This is a genomic window from Agrobacterium sp. 10T429, assembly GCF_056393925.1.
Genome location: NZ_JBFTGV010000014.1, coordinates 66503 through 88942, shown reverse-complemented (window position 1 = coordinate 88942; position 22440 = coordinate 66503). Strand labels below are relative to the sequence as shown.

The window sequence follows — 22440 nt, the reverse complement described above, 5'->3', positions numbered from 1 at the left end:
AATTATATCCAGAACGTCAATAGAACAGGTGCAGGGAGGGTTTTGCTTAAAGGGGATATCCGTGTCAGTGCAATTCCAAACCCAAACCCTATCTTCAAGCGGCAATGAGGCGCGGCCGGCAGGGCGTGCAGTGATATTGCTGCTTTCGGTCGGTGCGGGCGTCGGGGTTGCAAGTGTTTACTATAGCCAGCCAATTCTGCCGCTCATGCGCGACGCATTCGGCGCTTCACCGGAACGAATGATATGGGTTCCCGCTATCGCCCAAGCAGGTTATGCGGCCGGAATGCTGTTTCTTGCGCCACTTGGCGATTTTGTCGAACGTAAGCGTTTGGTTCTCGTGAAATCGGCCCTTCTAGCGCTCGCGCTTGCGGTAACCGCAATTTCGCCGTCACTTTCCGTGCTGCTCATCGCGAGCTTGGCTTTGGGTATCCTGGGTAGCCTTGGACAGGACTTCGTGCCCATGGCAGCCCACCTTGCGACGGAAGAGCGTCGCGGTCATACGATTGGCGTCGTCACGACTGGACTGCTTTGTGGCATACTTTTATCACGGACCGTCAGTGGTTTTATCGGAACGGCGTTTGGTTGGCGGGCAATTTACGAAATTGCAGCAGTTTTGGTTGCCTTGGTATGGGTAGCTGTCTGGCATTGGTTGCCGCGTCAGCCCGCGACGGCAAGCGGCTCGTACCTCAGCCTTTTAAAAAGTCTTGTCAGCCTGTTTCGCCAGCATACAATTTTGAGAAAGTCTCTGTTGACGCAAGCACTTCTAGCGCTCCCGCTCGGTGCCTTCTGGTCAGTCCTCGCGCTGATGCTCGCTGGACCTCCATTCCACCTCGGTCCCTCGGCTGCCGGTGAGTTTGGTCTAGCCGGGGCGGCGGGAGCACTGGGAGCTCCCCTGTTCGGTCGACTTGCAGATAGCCACGGTCCCTCTGCCGCAATCAGGGTTGGTTGTGTGCTGGTCATCGCCGCTTTTTCGCTGGTCCTCATCTTTCCATTGTCCTTGCCGGTTCTGATCGCAGCTACCGTCTTGTTCGATCTAGGTGTGATGGCGGGATTGGTGTCCCACCAGGCCGTGGTCACGTCGATCGATCCAGCAGCGCCCGGCCGCCTTAACGGTCTGCTGATGAGTGCTGCCATGATCGGAATGTCCGTCGGCGCGACGATCGGTGGCTTTGCCTGGAACCACTTTGGATGGACCGGAGTATGCTGCCTTTGCGCGGTGTCGGGCGCTCTCGCCTTGCTTCGCTCGCTGCTTCCCCCTAACGCCGGCACTGGAATAGGTGGTGTCAGTGATTGAAAACACTGAACGTAAATCGGATCGAGCAGCCCGAATGCTCATTTCAGTTTCAGAGTGTCGCATAGATAAACGGACGCGAGGCTCGCGAATTTAGCAATTGCAGCATTTATAGTTGAACCCGGCGCAAAGGCATCGCGGGCTTGCCCCGTCGTTCCGAACCAAAGAACGACAATGATGTCAGGAGACACCGGTTCCGACCAAAGACGCGGACGGGCATGGCTGGCTGTCACGTGGTTCAACGAAACCTCTGTCGCTCCAGATTCCCGGCCAGCAAGGCGAAGCGCGTCGCTCGCGCTATGCACATCAACGCCGTCTTGGAAAACGAGAGGGATCATAACCTTGGTTCCGTCACCGTCATGCGGCCCCTCGGTTTCGACAAGATTGAGAGACCAGCCCTTCAGAAACAGAAGTTCATCTTCGGGAATCTTGACCGCCCCCGTTTCTGATGCCTGCGCTAATTTCATGGCCCCATCGTCGGTGAAATAAAGTTCGACAATACCTTGGGCACTGAACGCACCGGTTGGGGGGATGCTGAGCAGTTCCTCATCAACGCGGTTCTGATCGTACTTGCAGACCCCGGGGAGCGATAGAGCCAACTGGGCATGATTTCCTGCCCAATGCGTACGGAAGGTCTCTATTCCGAGGTCCTCCCTCTTTGCCAAAAGTGTCATGCGCTTCAACACGAACAAGCCTCCAAATCGTTTATTCTATGGGCGAGGAAAATCGAGTTCTATTTGCTCACGATTAGCTCGCGGCCGTGAGATGAGCAGTCGCCTGCCTGAGGCAACGACCAAAGCCCGCCAGCAATCGTGAAAGGTTCCACTGTGCTCATCTAGAAATTGCCATAGGAAATCAGCAATCAGACCGCCAGATAACCGCCGTCGACAACAAGTGTCGTGCCCGTCACGTAAGTCGACATATCAGATGCCAAGAAAAGCGTTGGGCCGACCAATTCGTCAGGCTCACCAAACCGCCCCATCGGAATACGTGCGAGGAATTTCGCCGCTCGCTGGGGATCATTCCGCGTTGCGCTGGTCATCGGAGTGTTAAACGTTCCAGGAGCAATTGCGTTCACGCGCACTCCGTCCTTGGCCAGTTCCTGTGCCAAGTTCTGCGTGAACATGCGCACGGCTGCTTTGGACGTCGAATAGCTGACCGAAGTGGCAGTCGAGACAAAGGATGCGATCGACGCCATGTTAATGATGGACCCCTTCGTGGCGCGAAGGTGTTCAAGAAAAGCGAGCGTGACATTCAAGGTGCCGTCGAGATTAACTTTCATTGCAGCGTCCCACGAGGTGCGGACGTCGGGGCTGTCGATCGTATTGCGCGGGCAGATCCCGGCATTGTTTATGAGCACTGAAACCTGGCCGATCGATTCTGCGACCTCGCGGGCAAGCGCGACACATCCGTCGGCGTCAACAACGTCCAGCGCCCATGACCAGGCGTCGCCACCGCGATCTTTGATCTCTGCAGCAGTATTTGCAGCAGCGTCGCCGTTGATGTCAGTCGCAATAATCCGAGCACCTTGGGCAGCAAGGCCGTGAGCGATTGCCGCTCCATTGCCTTGTCCAGCACCGGTGATGAAAACAATCCGATTCTCAAGTAGCACGAGTTTCTCCTCCCTCATGTCCGCCATGTTGGCGTTGTTGCTATGTAACGAATAGATTCGGTGATAGCAAATTTTCTATACAGCATTTTTTGAAGTCTCGACAAGAGCCGGGTTCTGGCACCGGTCTTGATCGCGACGCCGATGTTTGAAAATCGTTTCAAGTTTTTGCGTGTTCTAAAAAGGGATATGAAATCAGAATGCTTTGCGGACTGACGTAAATTACATCAGCCAAGGCTTCTACGTGAGATAGTGAATGAACCCCCTAACGGGTTCATATTACACGCTACTCCAATTCTCAGCAGAGAGAGACCTTCGGCATCAAAATCTCTTCCAGGTTGTCGTTTCTAACGTCCCGCCAACCGGCCTCTGCGACTTTTCGCGACCTGGAAGGAGGCTGTCGACGAGGAGCTAAAAATATTACATTGACAAATGGCTTCGTTATCACAGAATATCCTTGGGTGGCAAAGGGCGTGATATTGCTCTCAGGAAAGCGTATGGGAGTGCGCTGCCGCTGGAGGAAGGCGATATTTATCGCTATTAAATTTGGGAGGAGACCGCGTGCCTAGGACTGCGGATATTTGTGCGTGCGCACATGATCATCAAAATTTTCTCGAGGTCGACCCGGACGCGGATGCAGCGGAGGGCGGTCGTCATGTCGTTAACTGACAATCTTCTTGAGATGGATGGGGTTTGCAAAGTTTTCCCCGGCGTTCGGGCCCTGCACGAGATTACATTCGACGTCAAACCAGGTGAAGTCCACGGTCTTGTCGGCGAGAACGGCGCCGGTAAATCGACACTGATGAGCGTTGCGTCCGGGGCGCTTGTTGCCGAAGCCGGCATCGTCAAGATTGCGGGAGAAGAAGTGCGAGGCAATCCTCAGCTCGCGCGCGATCTTGGGCTGGCAATCGTTCGCCAGGAACCTTCGCTGATGCCGGACCTTACGGTCGCAGAGAACCTGTACCTTGGCCTGCCTGCATCGAAACGCCCTCCTTTATCGTCCACTGTGCGATGGGCCAGCCAGCTTTTGCGACACTGGAGCAGCGACGTCACGATAGACGTGCGCGACCATGTCGCAACTCTCAATCCCGAGCACCGCTTCATTGTCGAGATTGTCAAAGCGCTGGCCTGCGAACCGAACGTGCTGGTTTTGGACGAGCCGACAGAGCATTTGGCCGCCGAAGATGTCAGCCGCCTGTTTGGCCGGATTAGAGAAGTAACAGCACGCGGCGCAGCAGTTATTTATATTTCCCACCGCATCCGCGAAGTGCAGGCAATTGCTGATCGCGTAACCGTTCTGCGCGATGGCGAAGGCCAAGGCACGTTTGATGCAAAGACGCTTTCGGAAGACAAGATCGTTTCCCTGATTGTTGGGACGTCTCTCGACCGGGCCTTCCCTGAAAAGGCGGGATTGCGTATCGGAGAGCCGATTTTCGACGTTCAAAACTTTTCAGGTCATGGCTTCTCTAATGTCTCGTTGAATGTACGGCGTGGCGAGATCCTGGGCTTGGCTGGCATCGATGCCAACGGCCAACGGGAGTTCATGCGTGCCCTGGCGGGGTTGACCACAGGTCATGGTGTGCTCTCGATATCGGGCAAGACAGTCGATATCACCTCGACGAAGGACGCCATGAGGGCCGGGATTTCGTACCTGCCTGGCGATCGACACCGAGAAGGCATTTTTCCTGATCTCACGGTACGCGAGAATTTTTCTGCTCGAAGCCCTGCTGCCGACACTCTAGGCGGCGGGATCGTCAACCTTGGCTCGGAAGAACGGCGTGCTCGTGAAGCTGTCCATCGGTTTTCCGTCAAGACACCGAGCATTGAGACACCAATTCGATCATTGTCAGGAGGCAATCAGCAGAAAGTTGTGCTGGCCAGCGTGCTCGCATCAAATCCGTCCGTGCTTCTCGTCGACGAACCTACCCAGGGCGTCGATGTCGGCGCGCGCGCAGAGATCTACAAGGTCCTGCGCGATACAGCCGCTAAAGGCGTCGCCATTATCGTCGTTTCTTCTGATGCTCAGGAAGTGGCTGGGTTGAGCGATCGCGTCGCAATCTTCTCGCGCGGTCAGGTCGTTGAGATGCTTAGCGGAGACAAGGTCGGCGAAGACAATATTACTTCGGCTGTTCTAAAATCGACCAGTCAACGAGACAAGGTTCATCGGCAAACAGGTGCGTTCTGGAAATGGGCTGCGGGCGATGCGGCGCCTCTGGTGATGGTCGCAGCTGCGATCCTAATACTGGGCACGGCTGCAGCCTTTTGGAACCCGTTCTACGTTTCACCCAGAAGTCTGGCTGGCATGATGACGTTGATTGCCACGCTTGCCCTCGTCGCTTATGGACAGCAACTGCTGATGCTCGTCGGTGGCATAGATCTGTCGGTCGGGCCATTGATGGGGCTTTCACAAGTCGTGGCTTCCTTCTTCCTCATCAAGGGTATGCCATTTGAAATGCAGTTGACTGGTTGGGTGCTGGTAATTGCCGTGGCGGTCTTGGTGGGTATCATAAACTGGGTGCTGGTTGAGCCTCTGAAGCTCCATCCCATGATTGCGACCCTTGCCACTTTCATGGCCGTGCAAGCCGTCGCCCTCCTGCTTCGACCGGTGCCCGGAGGTATGATTGACGGAGCGGTTCTTTCCACTCTCTCAACCCGCGTCGGTTTTGTCCCCGTGACATTCCTGGCAGCAATTGGACTGGCGTTCCTGTTGGAGTTTTTTCTTTACCGGTATTCCGTTGGTGTTTCCCTCCGCGGCCTTGGATCTCGACCAGAAGCGGCCCGCGTAGCCGGTGTAAATCCCCGGAAGATGCGCCTTCTTGCCTATGTAGGATGCTCTGTGTTTGCAGGCATCGCGGCCATCACGATGATGCAACAGGTCGGAATTGGTGACCCTCGCTCTGGCCTCGGCTACACGCTGTCCTCGATCGCGGCGGTGGTGATTGGCGGGGCGAGCCTCTTCGGCGGTCGTGGATCTTTCGTTGGGGCGTTCCTTGGAGCAGTGTTTATCACCCAGATAAACGCAGTGACCTCGTTTCTCAGCCTCGATCAGGCTTGGCAGTCCTACCTGCTGGGCGGCCTCATCCTCGCGTCGGTCGCACTTTTCTCGAAGAGCAGACAGAAGGTCGTTGCGACATGAACAGTACAACAATGGAAAAAACGACCATGACGTCTTTTGAGCGCGTCAGTACGAAAGTCAGCGAGTCGGTGAAGCATGAGTTTGCATGGATTTGGATTGGCGCTGTCGCAATCTTCATCGCAAGCGCCATTCTGGCTCCAGGAACGGTTCGAGCGGCGTCTATCTATTCAATGCTGCCTTTCGCCGGCATCCTCGCGATCGTAGCGGCGGGCCAGACTATCGTCATCCAGCAACGCGGTCTTGATATGTCGCTTGCCGGAATGATGACAATTTCCGGGCTCCTACTTGCCAAGCTGGGCTTCATAACCGGATCTTTGCTGATCGCTGCGCCGATTACGTTGGTTCTTGCCTATCTCTTCGGCGTGTTGAACGGTATCTTAGTGTCGCGGGTCAACATCACACCAATCGTCGTCACGCTGGCGACGAATGCTATCCTGCTCGGTGCGATCCGAACACTATCTGGAGGCAGCCCGATGGCGGCCCCGCAGGAATTGGCGGCTTTCTCGCACCAGACGGTGCTCGGTATCCCTATGACCCTGGTTCTGGCCCTGCTTTTTATCGCCTTTATCAGCTTTGCCACAAAGCGGAGCACATTTGGGAGACGGTTCGTCGCTGTCGGTGCCAACCCCGCCGCCGCTTCCGCAGCCGGAATTCCGATCCTTCGCTACCAAGTAGCAACCTATGGCATCGCAGCGGTGTGTTTCGCGGTAGCGGGCATGCTGTTCACGGGCTTTATTGGCTCTGCTTCACAGACTGCCGGCAATGATTACCTGCTTCCAGCAATCGCTGCTGTCGTTGTCGGCGGGACGCCGTTCACAGGCGGACGAGGGAGTGTCATCGCAAGTGGCGTAGCGGCACTTTTCATGGTGCAACTGGGGCAGATGGTCTTGGCGCTCGGGGCGGGGACCGCCGTCCAGCTACTGGTTCAGGCTTTCGCCATCATTCTGGCAGTCACCATTCGACACGTTCCTGGCCTGCTGCGCCGGGCGTGAGTGACGACCACCAAGTCTAAGATCCGTTTGCGCTGACCACCGGGACATTGCCGGGCCTGCTGCGGCTTATCTGCTGGTTCGTCATCGATGCCAGGTCAAGAGAAACATTTGAAGAGGCATGGTCCATCAGATCATCGCCAAAAAGGGAGGAATACATGCCTAAGCGAATTCTGGGGGCCATGATGGCCTCCGCCACAGCGTTCTGTGCTCTTGCGGCAACCGCGCACAGCGGGGATTTCGTCTACACCAACCAACACGCTGACATTACCAAGATGTGCGGTACAAAGCCGACGCGGGTGGCCCTTATCGATGGCCAGGGAGGCGACACGTGGCGGAAGACCGCTCTTGCCGAACTTCGGGATGAGGCCTCGAAATGTAACAACATTACCGATATTCAGTACACGGATGCCGGCGGCGACGCGCAAGCCTATAACTCGGCGATCAACGCCTACACCGCCCAGGGATTCGATATCATCATCGCCTTCACCGACTTCGGCGACGCCGCCATTCCGGCTTATCGCGAAGCGACCAGCGCCGGGGTCATCATGGCTCCTTACTTCAACAATCTCGGCGGTGAGATCGGCGTGGATTATTCGGTCAACACCTACGAAGATGCCTTTACCGAAGGTAAAATGTTCGGGGACTGGGTGGGGAAAACAGTTAAGGAAGGCAACACTATATTCCTCGGCGGCATTCCAGGTGCGGCATCCTCGACTGCCTATTTCGAAGGCTACAAAGAAGCGTTGAAGAACTATCCCAGCATACAGTTGCTGGATGAAAACTTCATCGTCACGAACTGGAATCCCGCTGACGCGCAACGCGCAGTAACTGGGCTCATCGCGCGCTATCCCAAGATCGATGCCATCGGTGCGGACTACGGCCAGATCAGCTTGGCGGCTGTCAAGGCGTTCGAGCAAGCCGGCCTTGCGGTACCAGCGATGGCGTATCCTGGGACCAACAACGAATACAGCTGCAAATTTATTGACCAGAAAAAAATCGGCAAGGCCTGGAAGCAGTTTGCCGTGAGTGGCAACACCGCAGACATCCGGTTTGCCCTAAGAGCAGCGCTTGCGAAATTCCAGGGCACGGAAAACAACGAGCCACGCGCTGCTGTCGCCTACACCTTTTCCGACACAGAAGCTGGCCTTGATCCGCTTTGCGACAAGAACGCGCCCCCGGATGCCGATCTCGGATCGTCGCTGCCGCGCGAAAAGCTGCTCGAGCTTTTCAAGCACTGAACGACCCACGTACGGATGACTGAGCAACACACGACAGGCATTGAAAATGACGCTGCCAAAATATCATCAACTCCCGATCGACCCGTCTAAACCCCCACGTTCCGCTTGGGGACTTTGGGGCGACGAGGATCAACTCGGTTCGCTGAACCTCTTGGGAGAGGAGCAGGTTCGCCGAGCTAAAGACGCAATCAAGAGCTTCGAAACCTTTTCTCTAAATTGGCACCTGGAAATGCCAGATCCTCCGCTTTTTGGGCGCCATGCCCTAAAGCATCACCCGTTTCCGATTGAAGTCGGCTTCGACGATTCCTACGATAACTTTTCGACCCAGGCCTCGACGCAATGGGATGCTCTTTCTCATATCGAGCATCCTCAATACGGCTCCTATAATGGCCGTACCCGCGAGCAGCTTTCTGTTGCAGGCGGCGCCCATAACGGCATCCATCACTACGCCCGCAAGGGCATTGTCGGTCGAGGCGTCCTCCTTGACGTAGCGACATTCCTGGCAGAGCAGGGGCGTCCCGTCGATTGCAGCCAGCGGCGGGACTTTACAGTCGCCGAGCTTGAGGCGACCCGAAAATGGGCGGGCATTCAGTACGAGGTCGGCGATATCCTTGTCGTGAGAACTGGCTGGATTGGCTGGTACGAGCAAGCGGATCGGGCAATCCGTGTGGAAATGGCGGAAGGCACGCCTAAGACACCTGGCCTAGCCGGCGGCGAAGATATGGCGGAATATCTCTGGAACAGCCACTTTTCGGCCGTGACGTCCGATTGCCCAGCCGTCGAAGCTTGGCCACATGAACTCGAGGTCGACAAATATCTTCATTTTCGCCTGATCCCTTTGCTGGGCTTCGCGCTCGGCGAGATGTGGGACGTAGAGGCCCTTGCGCGCGCATGCGCGCTCGATCGACGGTACGACTTCATGGTCACGGCTGCGCCTTTGAACAAACTGGCTGGTGTCGGCTCCCCGGGGAATGTGCTGGCCATCCGATAGGAGCCATTGACCTACTCAACACTGACATCGGGAGGATGTCGGGTCGGGGTGATTTAGCATTGGATGCGACGTCCGATGCGCTTTTCCAAACGTCGCACGGGAGGAATGAACAATGTCAAAATTCAATATGTTAAATATTACCCTGGTGACTGCAGTGGCATCCGTTGGGCTGTCGATACCGGCGCTGTCTGCGGATTTCGGCAAACTCGGTAAGGGCGCAGACATTGCCACGATCTGCGGCGATAAGCCGGCCAGTGTCGCAATGGTCGACGGATACGGCGGAAATACGTGGCGCAAAATCGCCATCGCCGAAGTAAAGGACGAGGCGGCCAAGTGCCCGAACATTGAGCGAACGGCCTATTCCGACGCTGGCGGTGATGCACAGAAATACAGTAGTGATATCAACAGCTTCGTTGCGCAGGGGTATGATATCATTATAACCTTTGCCGATTTTGGCGATGCCGCACTTCCCGCGTATCGCGCCGCACTGCAGGCCGGCGTGGTTGTTGTTCCTTATAACGCTAAGCTGACAGGTACACCCGGCGTCGATTACACGGCGAACCCGCACCAGGAAATGACTGAGGTGGGCAAGGAGATGGTGCGCTGGGCCGGGAAGAATATCAAGAAAGGAAACGTCGTGTTCCTTGGTGGATTTCCAGGCGCTGCAACGTCTCAGGCAATCATGGACGGAATTCGTGAAGGCATCACGGATTATCCAGACCTTCGTCTCCTCGACGAGAACTATGTGGTGACAAACTGGAACCCGGCGGACGCGCAAAAAGTCGTCGCGGGCCTGATCGCCAAATATCCGCAGATCGATGTTGTGATGTCAGACTACGGCGTCATTTCGCTTGCGGGTATCAAGGCCTTCCAGCAAGTCGGCCTAAAAGTTCCTGCACAGACCGTTCTTGCCAGCCAGAACGACATTAACTGCAAGTATCTGGCCGACAAGGCAGCGGGCAATGGCTGGGACTACATGTCGCTCGACAGCACGATCACGATCGTCCGTTTCGCACTGCGGCAAGGCCTTGCAGCATTCGAGGGCACGAAGCTTGATGAAACCACCAGACTAGTGCCCCTGACTTATGTCGACAGCTTCAAGTCGCAAGATCCGAAATGCGATGGCAATGCGCCCCCGGACGCCGACTTTACTTCGCTTCTATCACAGGAAGCGCTGATGAAGGCGATCAAGTAGCCGTATTGCCCCTGGCGCCGGAAGGCCGCGGCCATTCGGCGCCCCAATGTCCGCGAGTTACACGCTCGTGTGGCTGCAAAAAAAATTACAAAAAGGGAAGAACAATGATCATCCGCAGTGGCCTGATACGCAATCGCGATGGCATCGATTTCGGAACCTTCACGGAGCACTGGCGAAACGTCCACGCGCCACTCGTCGTGAAGATAGATGGGCTTCGGGCATATTCGCAAAACCACGTTCATGAACGGCTACCCTCAAACAGCGGGTCCGGGCTCCACCGCGTCGACGGAATCTCGCAGCTTTACTTCGATGATATCGAGGCAATGAAAATCTCCATGGCTTCCCAAGAGCAGCAAGCCTGCATCATCGACTTGCGTGGTTTTCTCAGCGACGTCACGCTGCTGATACAGGAGGCCGGCGATTTCAACACCTTTGGGCCTGCCACCTTACCGATCAAGCTGCTTTATCTTCTGCATTGCAACCAGAGCGACGTGCAAGAACTTGCTGGGCGCATTGGGTCCGTGATGGGCGAAGCTGACGCCAGCTGGAAATTTCGAATTAACCCGATCATCGCTCGAGACGTTGTGGTGGACCATACAATTTCTGCAGGGGAGCAGGTTGTCGATCTGGTTATGGAGGTCTGGGTTGAAAATAAGAGCGATGCTCAAGCTGCCGCTGCCTTGGTCAAGGAGAGCAGTCAAATCGGCGTCGTGGCCGGGTTCGAGGTCGAGGAAGTCGTTGTCTTGCCACAACAGTGATCTGTTCGAATTAGGAGGAGGAGCGAAACAATGAACAAGGTAATCGCAACGGGCATCATCGAAGGCGAAGGTCCGGTGGTGAAATCGGATGGCAGCTTCTGGGCCGTCGAAATGGCCGCAGGACGTGCCTGCGTGTCGCGTGTCAGCTACGCCGATGGGATCGTGCCAACCATAGAGGTTGGTGGTCGACCAAACGGAATGACGATTGATGGCAACGACAGGTTATGGGTGGCCGAGGCCAGGCATGGTGCCGTAATCTGCTACGATGTGGACGGAACGATCGTTCGGGAGATCAAACATCCGACGAAGCGGTTCTTGTGGGCAAACGACCTGCGATTTGGACCGAACGGTCTGCTTTATCTGACGGATTCCGGGATACTCGACACCACGTATATCACCGGCATTTCCATTGACCCAGCTTACCGGAGCTTCGACTACGAGGGTTGTATTTTTGAAATTGATCCGGTGGCAGGAACTGTGCTCAGAGAGATTGATGCCGGCATGAAATTCGCCAATGGTCTGGCATTTAATGCCGATGGTTTTCTGTTCGTCAACGAGACGCTAACCGGAAACGTCTATCGCTATGATCTAAGCGAGGTTGATCCGATCCGACGTCCGTTTGGTAACGTCTACCAGACCGGCGATTTCCCGGAATGGGCTGGGCCGGACGGTATGGCGTTCGGCGCTGATGGAAGGCTTTATTGTACGATCTATGGTCAGGGCGGCATCTCGGTCCTCGACTTGACCGGGAAGCTCGTTGACGTCATCAAGACGAACGGATCGCGCACGACCAATATCGCCTTTATTGGCAATACGTCGACCGCTATCGTAACTGAGGTCGAGCACTCGGCCGTGGAACTCGTCGAAATGCCGTGTTCCGGCTTGGCATTGCATCGGCCACGCCTATCGCTCTGATCTGAAATATAAAGCCTCACCGTGCCGACAACCTTTGCGGACTTTATCCGCAAAGGTTTGTGGCGGTTACCTCAAGATCGTAACCCCAGAGCTATCACAGGATTATGGTGGGCAAACCCCTGCTTTGCGGCCCGTAATCTCGTCAGTCAGTAGAAATATTAGAATCTCAGCAAATCATCTTAAGCGGCCAGCGCGGCCCTGCGTTAATAACCTACGGTGAAGCGCTGCTTCACATGTCGTGGCTTTTCCAGTTCATCCACCAACGCAACCGAGTAGTCTTCGAACGAGATTGCGCTCTTTCCATCAGTCGTCAGGAGTTCGTCCATACCCAAACGGAATTTGCCTGTGCGCTCACCCTGACTAAATAGTGCAGACGGCGATAGAAAGGTCCAGTCTAGATCTGTGACAGTTCGAAGATAGTCCAGGAATTCCCCTCCTCTGGCAGCTTCGGCCTTGAAGGCATCGGGGAATGATAAGGTTTCGCTGAGTTTTTGACCGGGCGCGACCTCAAGGCTGCCCGCACCACCCACCACCAGGTAGCGGCTGACGCCAGATTTTCTAACGGCGTCAACCAGTTGAGAAGGTTCACTCCCGACAAATTTGACCGAGCTGATGACCGCATCGTGATCCTGGAGGATGTTCGCAAGTTCGCCAGGCTCGAAGATATCGCCCCTCCTTTTTGTGACGCCTTGTTCGTCGCGTATAGCATCCGGTTTGCGCGCAACAGCAGTCACCCTGTGTCCGCGGCTGACCAGCTCTTTTAGGATGGCTGATCCGACCCTGCCCGACGCTCCAATCAGCGCAACCTTCGCCATGTGCTTTCCTTCGATGTCATTGCATTGCGCACTTGCATGCTCTGTGAGGACCGACCTCGATCAGTCGGGCGTTATCGAGCCGGCACGATTTGGGAGCGGCATTCGCCAAAGCCAATGGTAGCGTAGCCGTCCCTTCGACCACGCGCTTGCAAGATCACCTCGTCACCATCCTCCAGAAATCTCCGGGTTTCTCCTGAAGCGAGCTCAATCGGATGCTTGCCTCCTTCGGTGGTTTCGAAAATGCTCCCAAAACCGCTACGATCTGGCCCGGATATTGTTCCCGACCCCAGAAAGTCCCCGGACCGTAGGTTGCAGCCGTTGACTGTGTGATGCGCAATCATTTGCGCCACGGTCCAATACATGTGCCGTGTGTTGGAAATTGATAGGCGGTGCGCAGGCAGACCCTTTTCCCGCAGACCGGGTGTAAGGAGAAGTACTTCTAGCTCGATGTCAAAAGCGCCCTCCGACTGATCCATCTCATCAGTGAGATAAGGAAGCGGCGCAGGGTCGCCATCCGGGCGCTTGGGCTGTGCGATGCGAAACGGAGCCAGCGCTTCCGGCGTGATTATCCACGGCGAGATCGTGCTACCGAAGCTTTTTGAGAGAAACGGTCCGAGTGGCTGATACTCCCAAGCCTGAATGTCTCGCGCAGACCAATCATTTAAGAGACAAAAACCCGCGATACTCGAGCTGGCATCGCCAATTGATATAGACTCGCCCTGATCATTGCCGGGACCGATCCAGACGCCGAGTTCCAGCTCGTAGTCAAGCCGCTCCGTGGGAGCGTGACGGGGCATGTCAGCGTCTGGAGCCTTGAGTTGCCCCATTGGCCGTCGGGTCGGCACGCCGGATGCTCGGATGGAGGATGCGCGGCCGTGATACCCGATCGGAACGTGCTTGTAGTTGGGAAGCAGCGGGTTTTCCGGACGAAGGAGCTTTCCGACATTTGTCGCGTGATGAATCCCAACATAGAAATCCGTGTAGTCGCCAATCTGCGCAGGGACATGCATCGTGACTGCTGAGACGTGGTGAAGACATCTCTCGACGCGATCCTTCTCTACAGCCCCCGTCGAAAGAATTTCGGACAAACGTAGGCGCAAAGCGCGCCGCGCGCTCTCGCCCAGTTTGAGGAACTCATTCAGCGTTTTTCCGGACGCCGCTTCTGCTGCTTCTGCAGCTGAACCTGAAAAAAGGCCGGCAGCAAATCCGACGAAGATGTCCAGGACTTTGTCACCTATCCTGATCCCTCCCCGAGGCTCTGCCCCTTCATAGCTGAAAATGCCGATCGGCAGGTTTTGGATCGGGAAATCGGATCCGATATTTGCACTTTCAACCCAGCTCTTGAGCTTCGGGTCATGTGTCTGATCAATCTTATTCATGATACTCAACGCTTTGTGGGATCAAAATGCTTGGTGAGGCGCTTGCCGTAGGAGCCGTAGTCGCTCTGAAGCGAGGGCGTCTCGGCTGCAAAGGAGGTCACTTTTTGTGGGAAGCGTGTCTCAAACATGAATGCCAATGTACCCTCAAGCTTGTGGGGCTTCAGTTCGGCATTGCTAGCCTTCTCGAATGCATCCATGTCCGGACCGTGTGGGAGCATGGTGTTATGCAATGAAATGCCACCGGGGACAAAACCACCACCTGTCTTTGCGTCATAGACGCCGTAAATCAGACCCATGAATTCGCTCATCACATTCATGTGGTACCATGGCGGTCGGAACGTGTTTTCGGCTACCAGCCAGCGGTCGGGGAAGATGACGAAGTCGATATTCGCTGTCCCTGGTGTCTCCGATGGCGACGTCAGGACTGTGAATATCGAAGGGTCCGCGTGGTCGTAAAGAAGCGGGCCGATTGGGGAGTATCGGCGAAGGTCATATTTGTAGGGCGCATAGTTGCCGTGCCAGGCGACAACGTCCAGCGGAGAATGGTCAATGTCGGTCACCCAGAGATTGCCGCACCATTTGACGAACATTTTCGACGCCGCGTCCTTGTCCTCGTACGCGGCAACGGGCGTCAGGAAGTCGCGTGGGTTGGCCAGACAATTCGCACCGATCGGCCCACGTTCAGGGAGGCTGAAAGCACCACCATAGTTTTCGCAGATATAACCGCGCGCCGGACCACTGATCAGTTCGGCCCGGAACTTAACCCCACGAGGAATAAGTGCGATCTCGCCCGGCTGCGCATCTATGATGCCGAACTCTGTCCACAGCCGCAGGCCGCCGAACTCTGGAACGATCAGCATCTCGCCGTCGGCGTTATAAAAGTATTCGTCGACCATTGAGCGTGTCGCAAGATATACGTGAGAGCCCATGCCAGCTTGGCTGCCGGCGTCCCCGGCGGTCGTGATTGTCCGGATACCTTCGATGAAGCTGAGCTGCTCCTCAGGCATGGGGATCGGATCCCAGCGCATGGGCGCAATCGGAACGTCGACTTCGTGTGCGGGGGCCGTGCGCCACAAGCCGATATCGACCTTTTCGAACCTGCCCCAGTTGGCGACTGTCGGACGAATGCGATAGAGCCAAGACCGTTCATTGGTAGTGCGGGGTGCCGTAAAGGGGGAACCGCTCAATTGCTCGGCATACAGGCCGTACGCGCATTTCTGGGGCGAGTTTCGGCCAATAGGCAAAGCGCCTGCAAGTGCCTCGGTTTCGAAGCCATTGCCGAAACCGGACATGTATCCATCGTTTGCGGCGATAACGCTTAACTTTTCTGTGGCTTGGAATACAGGATTCTGGACATTCATGATTGTTCCTCCTAAATCTAGTTACAAACGTAACTGTCCTTTTTGTAACTATCAACGATGGCAATGCTTAGACTTGAAAATTTCCTTCCATACCGTCTCAACAGGCTCGCCTCTCGGGTTTCGACAGAATTCCGGGCGGTCTATGGGCCTTACCACGACCTAACGATCCCCGAGTGGCGTGTCCTTGCTACACTCGGCCAGTTCCATGAGATGGGCGCCAGTGCAATCGGTGCACATTCGGCCATGCACAAGACCAAGGTCAGCCGCGCAGTCAGGGCTCTTGAAGACCGTCGTTGGCTCAGTCGCCGATCCCGCGAGGAGGACCGACGAGAGGAGGTACTGTCCCTGACCGTCGCGGGCCGCCGCGTCTATGACGATGTGGTGCCACGAGCCATCGCATTCGAAAAGCGGATACTCGACGCTACCGGAACTGACGCCGACCGGATCTTGCTCTTGCTGACGAAACTGGAAGCTGCTCTTGAAGGAGAATAGTCATGCCAAGTAGGCGACTGACGCAGCGCAGTCGTGTTCACGCTGCATCGTGCGTCACCCCGAGATAGGCGGCACGAACCTTCGGATCGTGAAGAAGCTGCTGCCCCGAACCTGACATCGTCACTCTACCTGTTTCGAGGACATAGGCTCTGTCGGCGATGGCCAGTGCCATGTTGGCCATCTGCTCGACCAGAAGGATTGTGATGCCGGCTTTTCGCAGTGACACGATGATGGCGAAAATTTCCTGGATGATCTTCGGCGCGAGACCGAGTGAAGGTTCGTCCAGCAGCAGCAACTTCGGTTTGCTCATTAGTGCGCGCGCGATGGCCAACATCTGTTGTTCACCGCCGGAAAGCGTCTCGGCAAGCTGCCCCTTGCGCTCGCGCAGTCGGGGAAAGAGTTTGAACTGTTCTTCGATTTCCGCTTCGAGATCATTTTTGGAGAGATTACGGAAATAGGCGCCAAGCGTCAGGTTATCGTAGACTGACTGATCAGAAAACACCTGACGACCTTCCGGCGACAGCGCCAGGCCGCGCGCCACACGAATGTGAGGCTGGACGCGCGTGATGTCTGCGCCATCGAAATGGATCGCGCCCGCCTCGGCCGGCATAAGGCCAGCAATTCCCTTGAGGAGCGTACTCTTTCCTGCTCCGTTTCCTCCGACAATCGCGACGACCTCGCCCGACTCGACCTTAATCGATGCGCCGCGAACTGCGGTAATTGGACCATAGGCCAGGGTAACGTCTTTGAGCTCCAGCATCGCAGGTCTCCTATGCTGCTTCAACGATGGCGCCAAGGTAGGCTTCCATCACGCGGGGGTCGGATTGAATCTTGTCGGGCCTTCCTTCGGCAATCTTCTGCCCGTAGTCTAAAACGACCACATGGTCGGATATCGCCATGACCAGATCCATGTGATGTTCGATCAGGAGGATGGTGACCCCTTCTTTTTGGATCCGGACCAGCAACTCACCTAGCTCCGCCGTCTCGTGTGGATTCAAACCGGCTGCCGGCTCATCTAACAAAAGGACTTGGGGTTCAGACGCCAGCGCTCGGGCAAGCTCAACGCGCCTTTGCAGGCCATAAGCAAGACTTCCTGCAGGAGAGGCCGCAAACTGGGTGAGGCCGGTGAATTGCAAGATGTCGTTGACCCTTCTCAGCGCCTGGGCTTCTTCTCGAGTCGCCTTCGGCAGGCCAAGGAGCGAAGAAACAAACCCATTCTTCATGCGCGAGTGCTGGCCAAGCAGGACATTTTCGCGCACGGACAAGTCCTGAAATAGTCGAAGGTTCTGGAAGGTCCTTGCCACACCGCGACGGCAGATATCGTGGACCTTGTGGCCAGTTATATCCTCGCCCAGGAATTCGATCTTGCCCCGATCGGCTCTAATGATGCCAGTCAGCATGTTGATAAACGTGCTTTTTCCAGCCCCGTTCGGGCCGATCAAAGCGTGGATGTGGCCCGTTGTAAGCTTCACAGATACGTCCTTTGCGGGGACGACACCGCCAAAAGCTTTGTTCAACGACTCCACTGTCATCAGGGAGGTGCCGGGCTTTTGATTGCAGCGCGTCGGGAGCTTAATTGAAAGGTCGCTAGCAGGAAGTATTTTGGAGCTACCCTCGGCAGCATGGTGTTCGCGGGTTGAACCGAACCGGAGCTTGGAAAGGACCCCCGCAAGACCCTTGGGCATGGCAAACAGGGCGAATAGCAGGAGAGCGCCGTTCACGAAATGCTCCGCCCAGGTCCATCGAGCCAGGACTGCCCCAATGATAACCAAGCTTACTGCTCCGAGAAGAGGCCCATAAAGCGAGCCGCTACCGCCAAACAGAACGAGCAGCAGAATGAAGATCGACAGGTTGAAGTTGATAAAGTCGGAATTGATGTACTGGTTCTGCTGGGCGACCATCGCACCAGCAAGCCCGCAAGTCACAGCCGCAATAACAAAGGCGAGCACTTTATAGCGATAGACTGGCACTCCCACCGCCCCAGCGGCGATCTCATCGGCCTGAAGCGACAGGAACGCGCGTCCAAACCGCCCGACAAGCAGGTTTCTTAGCAGTAGATGGGTGACAAGGCAGAGAGCCAGGCCGAACCAAACCCACTGAAGTGTTGTAAAAGGCACACCCCTGAAAGTCAGCGGCTGGATGGCATAGATGCCCATAGCGCCACCAAATATGTCTGAACCCTCCGCCACCAGCTTTTCGATGACAATCCCGAACGCCAGCGTTACCATTGCAAGGCTCGGACCCCTGACGCGTAGCGAAGGAACGGCGATCAATACGCCAAAAATCGCGGATACGACGCAGGCGAGCAGAAGCGATGTCCAGGGTCCGAAGCCATATAGTGTCGTCAGCAATGCTACCGTGTAGGCACCTGCTGCAAAAAGCCCCGCCTGACCAAGCGATTTCTGCCCTGCAAAACCCAAGAGGACGTTCATGCCTGCGGCACAGAGAAAGTAGATGCAGATCATAAAGAGGGTGCGTAAGTAGAATTCGTTCTGGATGAACGAAGCAGCACACGCAAGTAAGACCGCGAGGCCGACGGCTCCAATCAGATGTCGCATACGCTTAAACCTTGTCGATTGCGGCATGTCCGAACAACCCTTGCGGGCGAACTGCCAAGACTAGAATGATGAGGCCAAAGACGACAATCTCCTTCCACTGGGCCTGCCAAAGGCCGACAGCGGACTCGAGAACACCGAGAATAAAGCCGCCATAGATACAGCCACGCGGATTGGTGAGGCCCCCGATGATAGCGCCTGAGAAAGCCTTGAGCGCGAAGGCCAGTCCCATGAAGAGCGAAGCGGATGCGATAGGCGCAATCAGGACACCGGCAAGTCCTGCAAGCCCGCTCGACAGAGCGAACGCACCGATCATCATGGCACTGACATTGATGCCCATTAGGCTAGCGGTCTGTGGGTTGTGAGCGACCGCCATCATCGCTTTTCCGATCTTTGAGCGGCGCATGACAAGATCGAAAGCCACCATGATGATTATGGCAGAGACGAGGACGAGAATCTCTTGCGGCCTGACACCGGCACCCGCAATGCGCAACACATTGTCGCCAAGCGGAGACGGCACCATTACCGGAGCCGGGCCCCATATGGTCAATCCGATACTTTGCAAGATGACGCCAAAACCGATCGTGCTCATAACCCAGTTCATGCCTCGCTTCCCGGCAAATGGCCGAACAGCGAGCAGAAAAATGAGCACTCCCATTCCCCCAGCGATCAGAGTCGCGATGATCGCAGCAACCGGATAACGCCATCCAGCCGCCGCTTCAGCGGGAACGGCGGTTAGGCCACCAGCCAAACCTGAAAACGCAAGGAGCGTTGCAACTCCGATGAAAGCCCCAAAGGAGATGAACTCGCCCTGGGCGAAGTTCATCGTCTTGGTGGTTGTAAATGTGATGCTAAAGCTCAACGAGATGAGTGCGTAAACACCGCCGATCGCCAGGCCACTAACAAGTGTCTGTATATAGGTAGCTAGCATGACCGCTCCAAAAATGATCTATCGGGATAGGCGCGATTAAGCCCTCCGTTATTCCTCGAAGTCGGAAGGCTTCAGAGCTTGAACGGTTTCGTCGGAATATGTCGCGAGCTTGCTGTCCTTCCAGTGCGTCCACCGATAGTCCGACGCCGTCAGAGCTTCGTGCTGGTCGGCTGTGAAGGGCTTCTCGTAGGTCTTCATCACGCCTTTGACGGGAGCCTGGAGGTTATCAAGGGCTTCGCGCAACTTGGCGCCGTCCGTGTCGCCTGCCTGCTTTATCGCAGCGGCCAGGATGAGCGTTGCGTCATAGCAATGCGCTGCGAAACTGAAAGAGCTTTTCGACTTCAGGTTTGGTGCCAAGCGGTCGTAAAGCTTCTGCTGATCTGGTGTGCGATCTTCCGTGATCGTACGCATGAAGATTGGCCGCTCTGCGAGGGTCTTACCGGCAGTGTCGAAAAAGCTTGCATTATCGGCCGCCCACGAGGTGAGTGTCACCGGCGAATAGTCGATCTTTTCCATGCTGCGCAGCAACTGCGCTATCGGGGTACCTTGCGCCCAGACGAGGACTGTATCGACGCCCGCAGCCTTCATCTTGCTGAGCTGGGATGTCATATCGGTATCGTTCACGCCGAATTTCTCCGTCGCTACCGGGATTAGACCCTTCGCTTCAGCGAGAGCAGTCAGGTCTTTGAGACCGCCTTGGCCGTAGCCAGTTGTTTCAGCAAGGAAGCCGACATTTTTGGTGCTAGGCCGGTTCTTCGCATAGGCAACCATGCCCGCGATCTGCGCCCGATCGACCATCGAGACGCGATACATGTAATTGTCGGCTCCAGGCATCGCTTTGGTGATATCCGTTGCCGAACCCACACAACCGAGCGACGGATTCTTTCGCTGGTTTGGAATGTGTTTCCAAGCGAGGGCATTACCGGAGTTTGTGGGTCCAAAAACAGCGACGACCTCTTCGCTGTCGATAAGATCACTCATGTTTTGGATAGATTTTGGCGGTTGAGACAAGTCGTCTCGGATCACAAGTGTGAGCTTTTGGCCCAGCACGCCTCCCGCAGCATTGATATCCTCGATAGCGGCCTGGATGCCTTGCACACCCGCCTGTCCGCTCTGTGCCGACGGTGATGCCGAAAGGTCACCATTGAACCCGAGTTTGATTTCTTGCGCAGATGCCGTCGCCGCTGCCAATGCGCTCGTCAAAAGCGCCGCATTAAAGAGACTGTTTTTCATTGTCATTGTTCTCCTCCACTTCAAAAAAGCAGTGTTTCATCGCCGAATTTTGAGGCGCGGTATGTGTGGAGATCATTGGCGTGACGAGATACCTMGCTATTCGCAGCCATTTGAACAAACGTTCAAACGGCAGCTCTCCTCCATTCACCGTTGCTCCTCCAAGCTGGCGTCCTCCTTCCCGCTGCTGCAGCGGGCGAGTTTGACCAATACCTCATGACGAATTGATTAGCAATAGACAAACAAATTGGAAGTTTTCACTGTGCAGTGAGTGTTAATTCTATGAGAGGTATCGCGAGTAACTTATTGATTGTGCGGTATTTTTATACCGAGTCCCCAAAATTCTGGAAACCGGGAGGGCCGTAGCGCTCAAACAGAAAACAGCATGATTCTCGAGTGGACCACGAGAATTTGGGAGGCTGAACGAAAGTTGTTGAGGAACGAAGAGATTTGCATATAGCCTCACAACGAGGAACGATTGCACGCGATCGGAGGAGGAGAATTCGATGGAGAGGTCATCTCACCAGAACATCAAGGTCTGGATTTTGCGTCTGGGAGCAACACAAGGCGATGTTGGATGGTTTCTACGCGGGCGAAATAGTTCGACCGTGTCTGACCCTTTCCCCACGCACGAGCGCCGCCGCATGTTGATGTTTGCGATGCTGATCGCACATCCTGACGCTGGCCTGGTACTTTATGACTGCGGGTCTGCACCTGATCCTGCCGTTGCTTGGGGGCCGGACTTTGCTGACGGCTTCCCTTGGATCGAGTATACGGATGAGCATCGTTTGGATCGGGCGATTGAATCGACAGGGAACAGCATCAAAGACGTCAAAGCGATCGTCCTTAGCCACCTCCATCTGGATCATGCCGGCGGCCTTCAGTACTTCACTGGCACAAGCATTCCGATTTATGTCCATGAAGACGAATTGCGCCAGGCATTCTACGCGGTCGCGACAAAGGAGGATTACGGCAATTATCTTCCTGATTATCTGTCGTTCGAACACAACTGGCAGCCGTTGACCGGTTCAACCGTCGAGGTTTTCAAAGGGGTGACGCTTCATTTGCTGCCCGGGCACGCAAACGGTCTCATGGGACTTTTGCTGGATCTGACGAATTCAGGGCCGATCTTTTTCACGTCGGATCAGTGCGTGTTCCGGGAAAATTTCGAAGCGTCAGAGCCACCTGGCTGGGGAATGCGGAATCAGGATGCGTGGTTTTCCTCGAATAGAAGGTTGAAGCGCATTGTTGAAAACAGCAAGGCCCGTGTCTTTTTCGGTCATGACGAGTGCAACCTCGCAAACTTCGACTGCGCGCCACACTTCTACGACTAGTGGCGAAACGACATAGCGGGCGGGCATAGCCTTAAATTTGCTAATACCGAATGTATTGACGATAAACGGATATCGCGGTACCTCTTCCTCTAGGTCCGCAAGCGAGAACACGCCCGTAAGCGGGAGGTCATTCATCCTGTTTCCTTACTGCGGCGATGGTCCTTTGGCCGGGAAATATGGTGCGTTTTTGAGCAGCTCTGTAAGGCAGTCACTGGCGT

19 protein-coding genes are annotated in these 22440 nt (G+C 55.6%); 10 read left to right on the top strand and 9 right to left on the bottom strand.

Features of this window, described 5'->3' with window-relative positions; genetic code table 11:
• Positions 1-61 precede the first annotated feature (61 nt).
• Positions 62-1294 carry an MFS transporter gene (locus AC1DCP_RS24620; protein WP_476774737.1) on the top strand — a complete coding sequence of 411 codons (1233 nt, stop codon included), beginning with the start codon at positions 62-64 and terminating at the stop codon, positions 1292-1294.
• 38 nt (positions 1295-1332) lie between these two features.
• On the opposite strand, the gene AC1DCP_RS24615 is transcribed toward AC1DCP_RS24620, so the two are convergent.
• Both AC1DCP_RS24615 and AC1DCP_RS24610 read right to left on the bottom strand, forming a co-directional pair.
• Positions 1333-1977: an EthD domain-containing protein gene (locus tag AC1DCP_RS24615; protein ID WP_441360454.1), complete on the bottom strand. Its 645-nt coding sequence runs from the start codon at positions 1975-1977 to the stop codon at positions 1333-1335.
• Positions 1978-2153: 176 nt separating this feature from the next.
• Positions 2154-2903: an SDR family NAD(P)-dependent oxidoreductase gene (locus AC1DCP_RS24610; RefSeq protein WP_441360453.1), complete on the bottom strand. Its 750-nt coding sequence runs from the start codon at positions 2901-2903 to the stop codon at positions 2154-2156.
• A 652-nt stretch (positions 2904-3555) separates the two neighbouring features.
• On the opposite strand from AC1DCP_RS24610, the gene AC1DCP_RS24605 reads away from it, so the two are divergent.
• The 7 genes from AC1DCP_RS24605 (at position 3556) to AC1DCP_RS24575 (ending at position 12125) form a co-directional block, all read left to right on the top strand.
• Entirely contained in the window at positions 3556-6036 is a 2481-nt protein-coding gene (locus tag AC1DCP_RS24605; protein WP_441360452.1) for an ATP-binding cassette domain-containing protein, read from the top strand.
• Positions 6033-7028 (top strand): ABC transporter permease, encoded by a 996-nt coding sequence (locus tag AC1DCP_RS24600; RefSeq protein ID WP_441360451.1) that lies wholly within the window; start codon positions 6033-6035, stop codon positions 7026-7028. The genes AC1DCP_RS24605 and AC1DCP_RS24600 overlap by 4 nt, the downstream gene beginning before the upstream one ends.
• Positions 7029-7183: 155 nt before the next feature.
• Positions 7184-8266: a substrate-binding domain-containing protein gene (locus AC1DCP_RS24595; protein WP_476764376.1), complete on the top strand. Its 1083-nt coding sequence runs from the start codon at positions 7184-7186 to the stop codon at positions 8264-8266.
• A 46-nt stretch (positions 8267-8312) separates the two neighbouring features.
• Positions 8313-9257 carry a cyclase family protein gene (locus AC1DCP_RS24590; protein ID WP_441360449.1) on the top strand — a complete coding sequence of 315 codons (945 nt, stop codon included), beginning with the start codon at positions 8313-8315 and terminating at the stop codon, positions 9255-9257.
• 112 nt (positions 9258-9369) lie between these two features.
• The gene (locus tag AC1DCP_RS24585; protein WP_441360448.1) at positions 9370-10452 is read left to right on the top strand and encodes a substrate-binding domain-containing protein; all 1083 of its coding nucleotides are present in this window, start codon (positions 9370-9372) and stop codon (positions 10450-10452) included.
• A 104-nt stretch (positions 10453-10556) separates the two neighbouring features.
• The gene (locus AC1DCP_RS24580; protein WP_441360447.1) at positions 10557-11210 is read left to right on the top strand and encodes an EthD family reductase; all 654 of its coding nucleotides are present in this window, start codon (positions 10557-10559) and stop codon (positions 11208-11210) included.
• A gap of 30 nt (positions 11211-11240) precedes the next feature.
• The gene (locus AC1DCP_RS24575; RefSeq protein WP_441360446.1) at positions 11241-12125 is read left to right on the top strand and encodes an SMP-30/gluconolactonase/LRE family protein; all 885 of its coding nucleotides are present in this window, start codon (positions 11241-11243) and stop codon (positions 12123-12125) included.
• 203 nt (positions 12126-12328) lie between these two features.
• Here AC1DCP_RS24575 and AC1DCP_RS24570 read toward each other — a convergent pair whose 3' ends face one another.
• From AC1DCP_RS24570 to hmgA, 3 genes are all read right to left on the bottom strand, one after another.
• Positions 12329-12940, bottom strand: coding sequence for an NAD(P)-dependent oxidoreductase (locus tag AC1DCP_RS24570; protein ID WP_441360445.1), 612 nt, complete (start codon positions 12938-12940; stop codon positions 12329-12331).
• A gap of 71 nt (positions 12941-13011) precedes the next feature.
• Complete coding sequence (gene fahA, locus AC1DCP_RS24565; protein ID WP_441360444.1) at positions 13012-14319, bottom strand: fumarylacetoacetase; 1308 nt, start codon at positions 14317-14319, stop codon at positions 13012-13014.
• Positions 14320-14324: 5 nt separating this feature from the next.
• Positions 14325-15680 carry a homogentisate 1,2-dioxygenase gene (gene hmgA, locus AC1DCP_RS24560; RefSeq protein WP_441360443.1) on the bottom strand — a complete coding sequence of 452 codons (1356 nt, stop codon included), beginning with the start codon at positions 15678-15680 and terminating at the stop codon, positions 14325-14327.
• A 63-nt stretch (positions 15681-15743) separates the two neighbouring features.
• Here hmgA and AC1DCP_RS24555 point away from each other — a divergent pair, with 63 nt between their 5' ends.
• Entirely contained in the window at positions 15744-16172 is a 429-nt protein-coding gene (locus tag AC1DCP_RS24555; protein ID WP_476764377.1) for a MarR family winged helix-turn-helix transcriptional regulator, read from the top strand.
• 37 nt (positions 16173-16209) lie between these two features.
• Here AC1DCP_RS24555 and AC1DCP_RS24550 read toward each other — a convergent pair whose 3' ends face one another.
• From AC1DCP_RS24550 to AC1DCP_RS24535, 4 genes are read right to left on the bottom strand one after another with little or no spacing between them, the layout of a single operon-like run.
• Positions 16210-16932, bottom strand: a complete 723-nt coding sequence (locus tag AC1DCP_RS24550; protein ID WP_476774736.1) for an ABC transporter ATP-binding protein — start codon at positions 16930-16932, stop codon at positions 16210-16212.
• Positions 16933-16942: 10 nt separating this feature from the next.
• Positions 16943-18730, bottom strand: a complete 1788-nt coding sequence (locus tag AC1DCP_RS24545; RefSeq protein WP_476774735.1) for a branched-chain amino acid ABC transporter ATP-binding protein/permease — start codon at positions 18728-18730, stop codon at positions 16943-16945.
• A 4-nt stretch (positions 18731-18734) separates the two neighbouring features.
• Positions 18735-19658, bottom strand: coding sequence for a branched-chain amino acid ABC transporter permease (locus tag AC1DCP_RS24540; protein WP_441360439.1), 924 nt, complete (start codon positions 19656-19658; stop codon positions 18735-18737).
• A 48-nt stretch (positions 19659-19706) separates the two neighbouring features.
• Positions 19707-20897 (bottom strand): ABC transporter substrate-binding protein, encoded by a 1191-nt coding sequence (locus tag AC1DCP_RS24535; RefSeq protein ID WP_476764378.1) that lies wholly within the window; start codon positions 20895-20897, stop codon positions 19707-19709.
• A 497-nt stretch (positions 20898-21394) separates the two neighbouring features.
• Here AC1DCP_RS24535 and AC1DCP_RS24530 point away from each other — a divergent pair, with 497 nt between their 5' ends.
• Complete coding sequence (locus tag AC1DCP_RS24530) at positions 21395-22222, top strand: N-acyl homoserine lactonase family protein (protein ID WP_476774734.1); 828 nt, start codon at positions 21395-21397, stop codon at positions 22220-22222.
• Positions 22223-22440 lie beyond the last annotated feature (218 nt).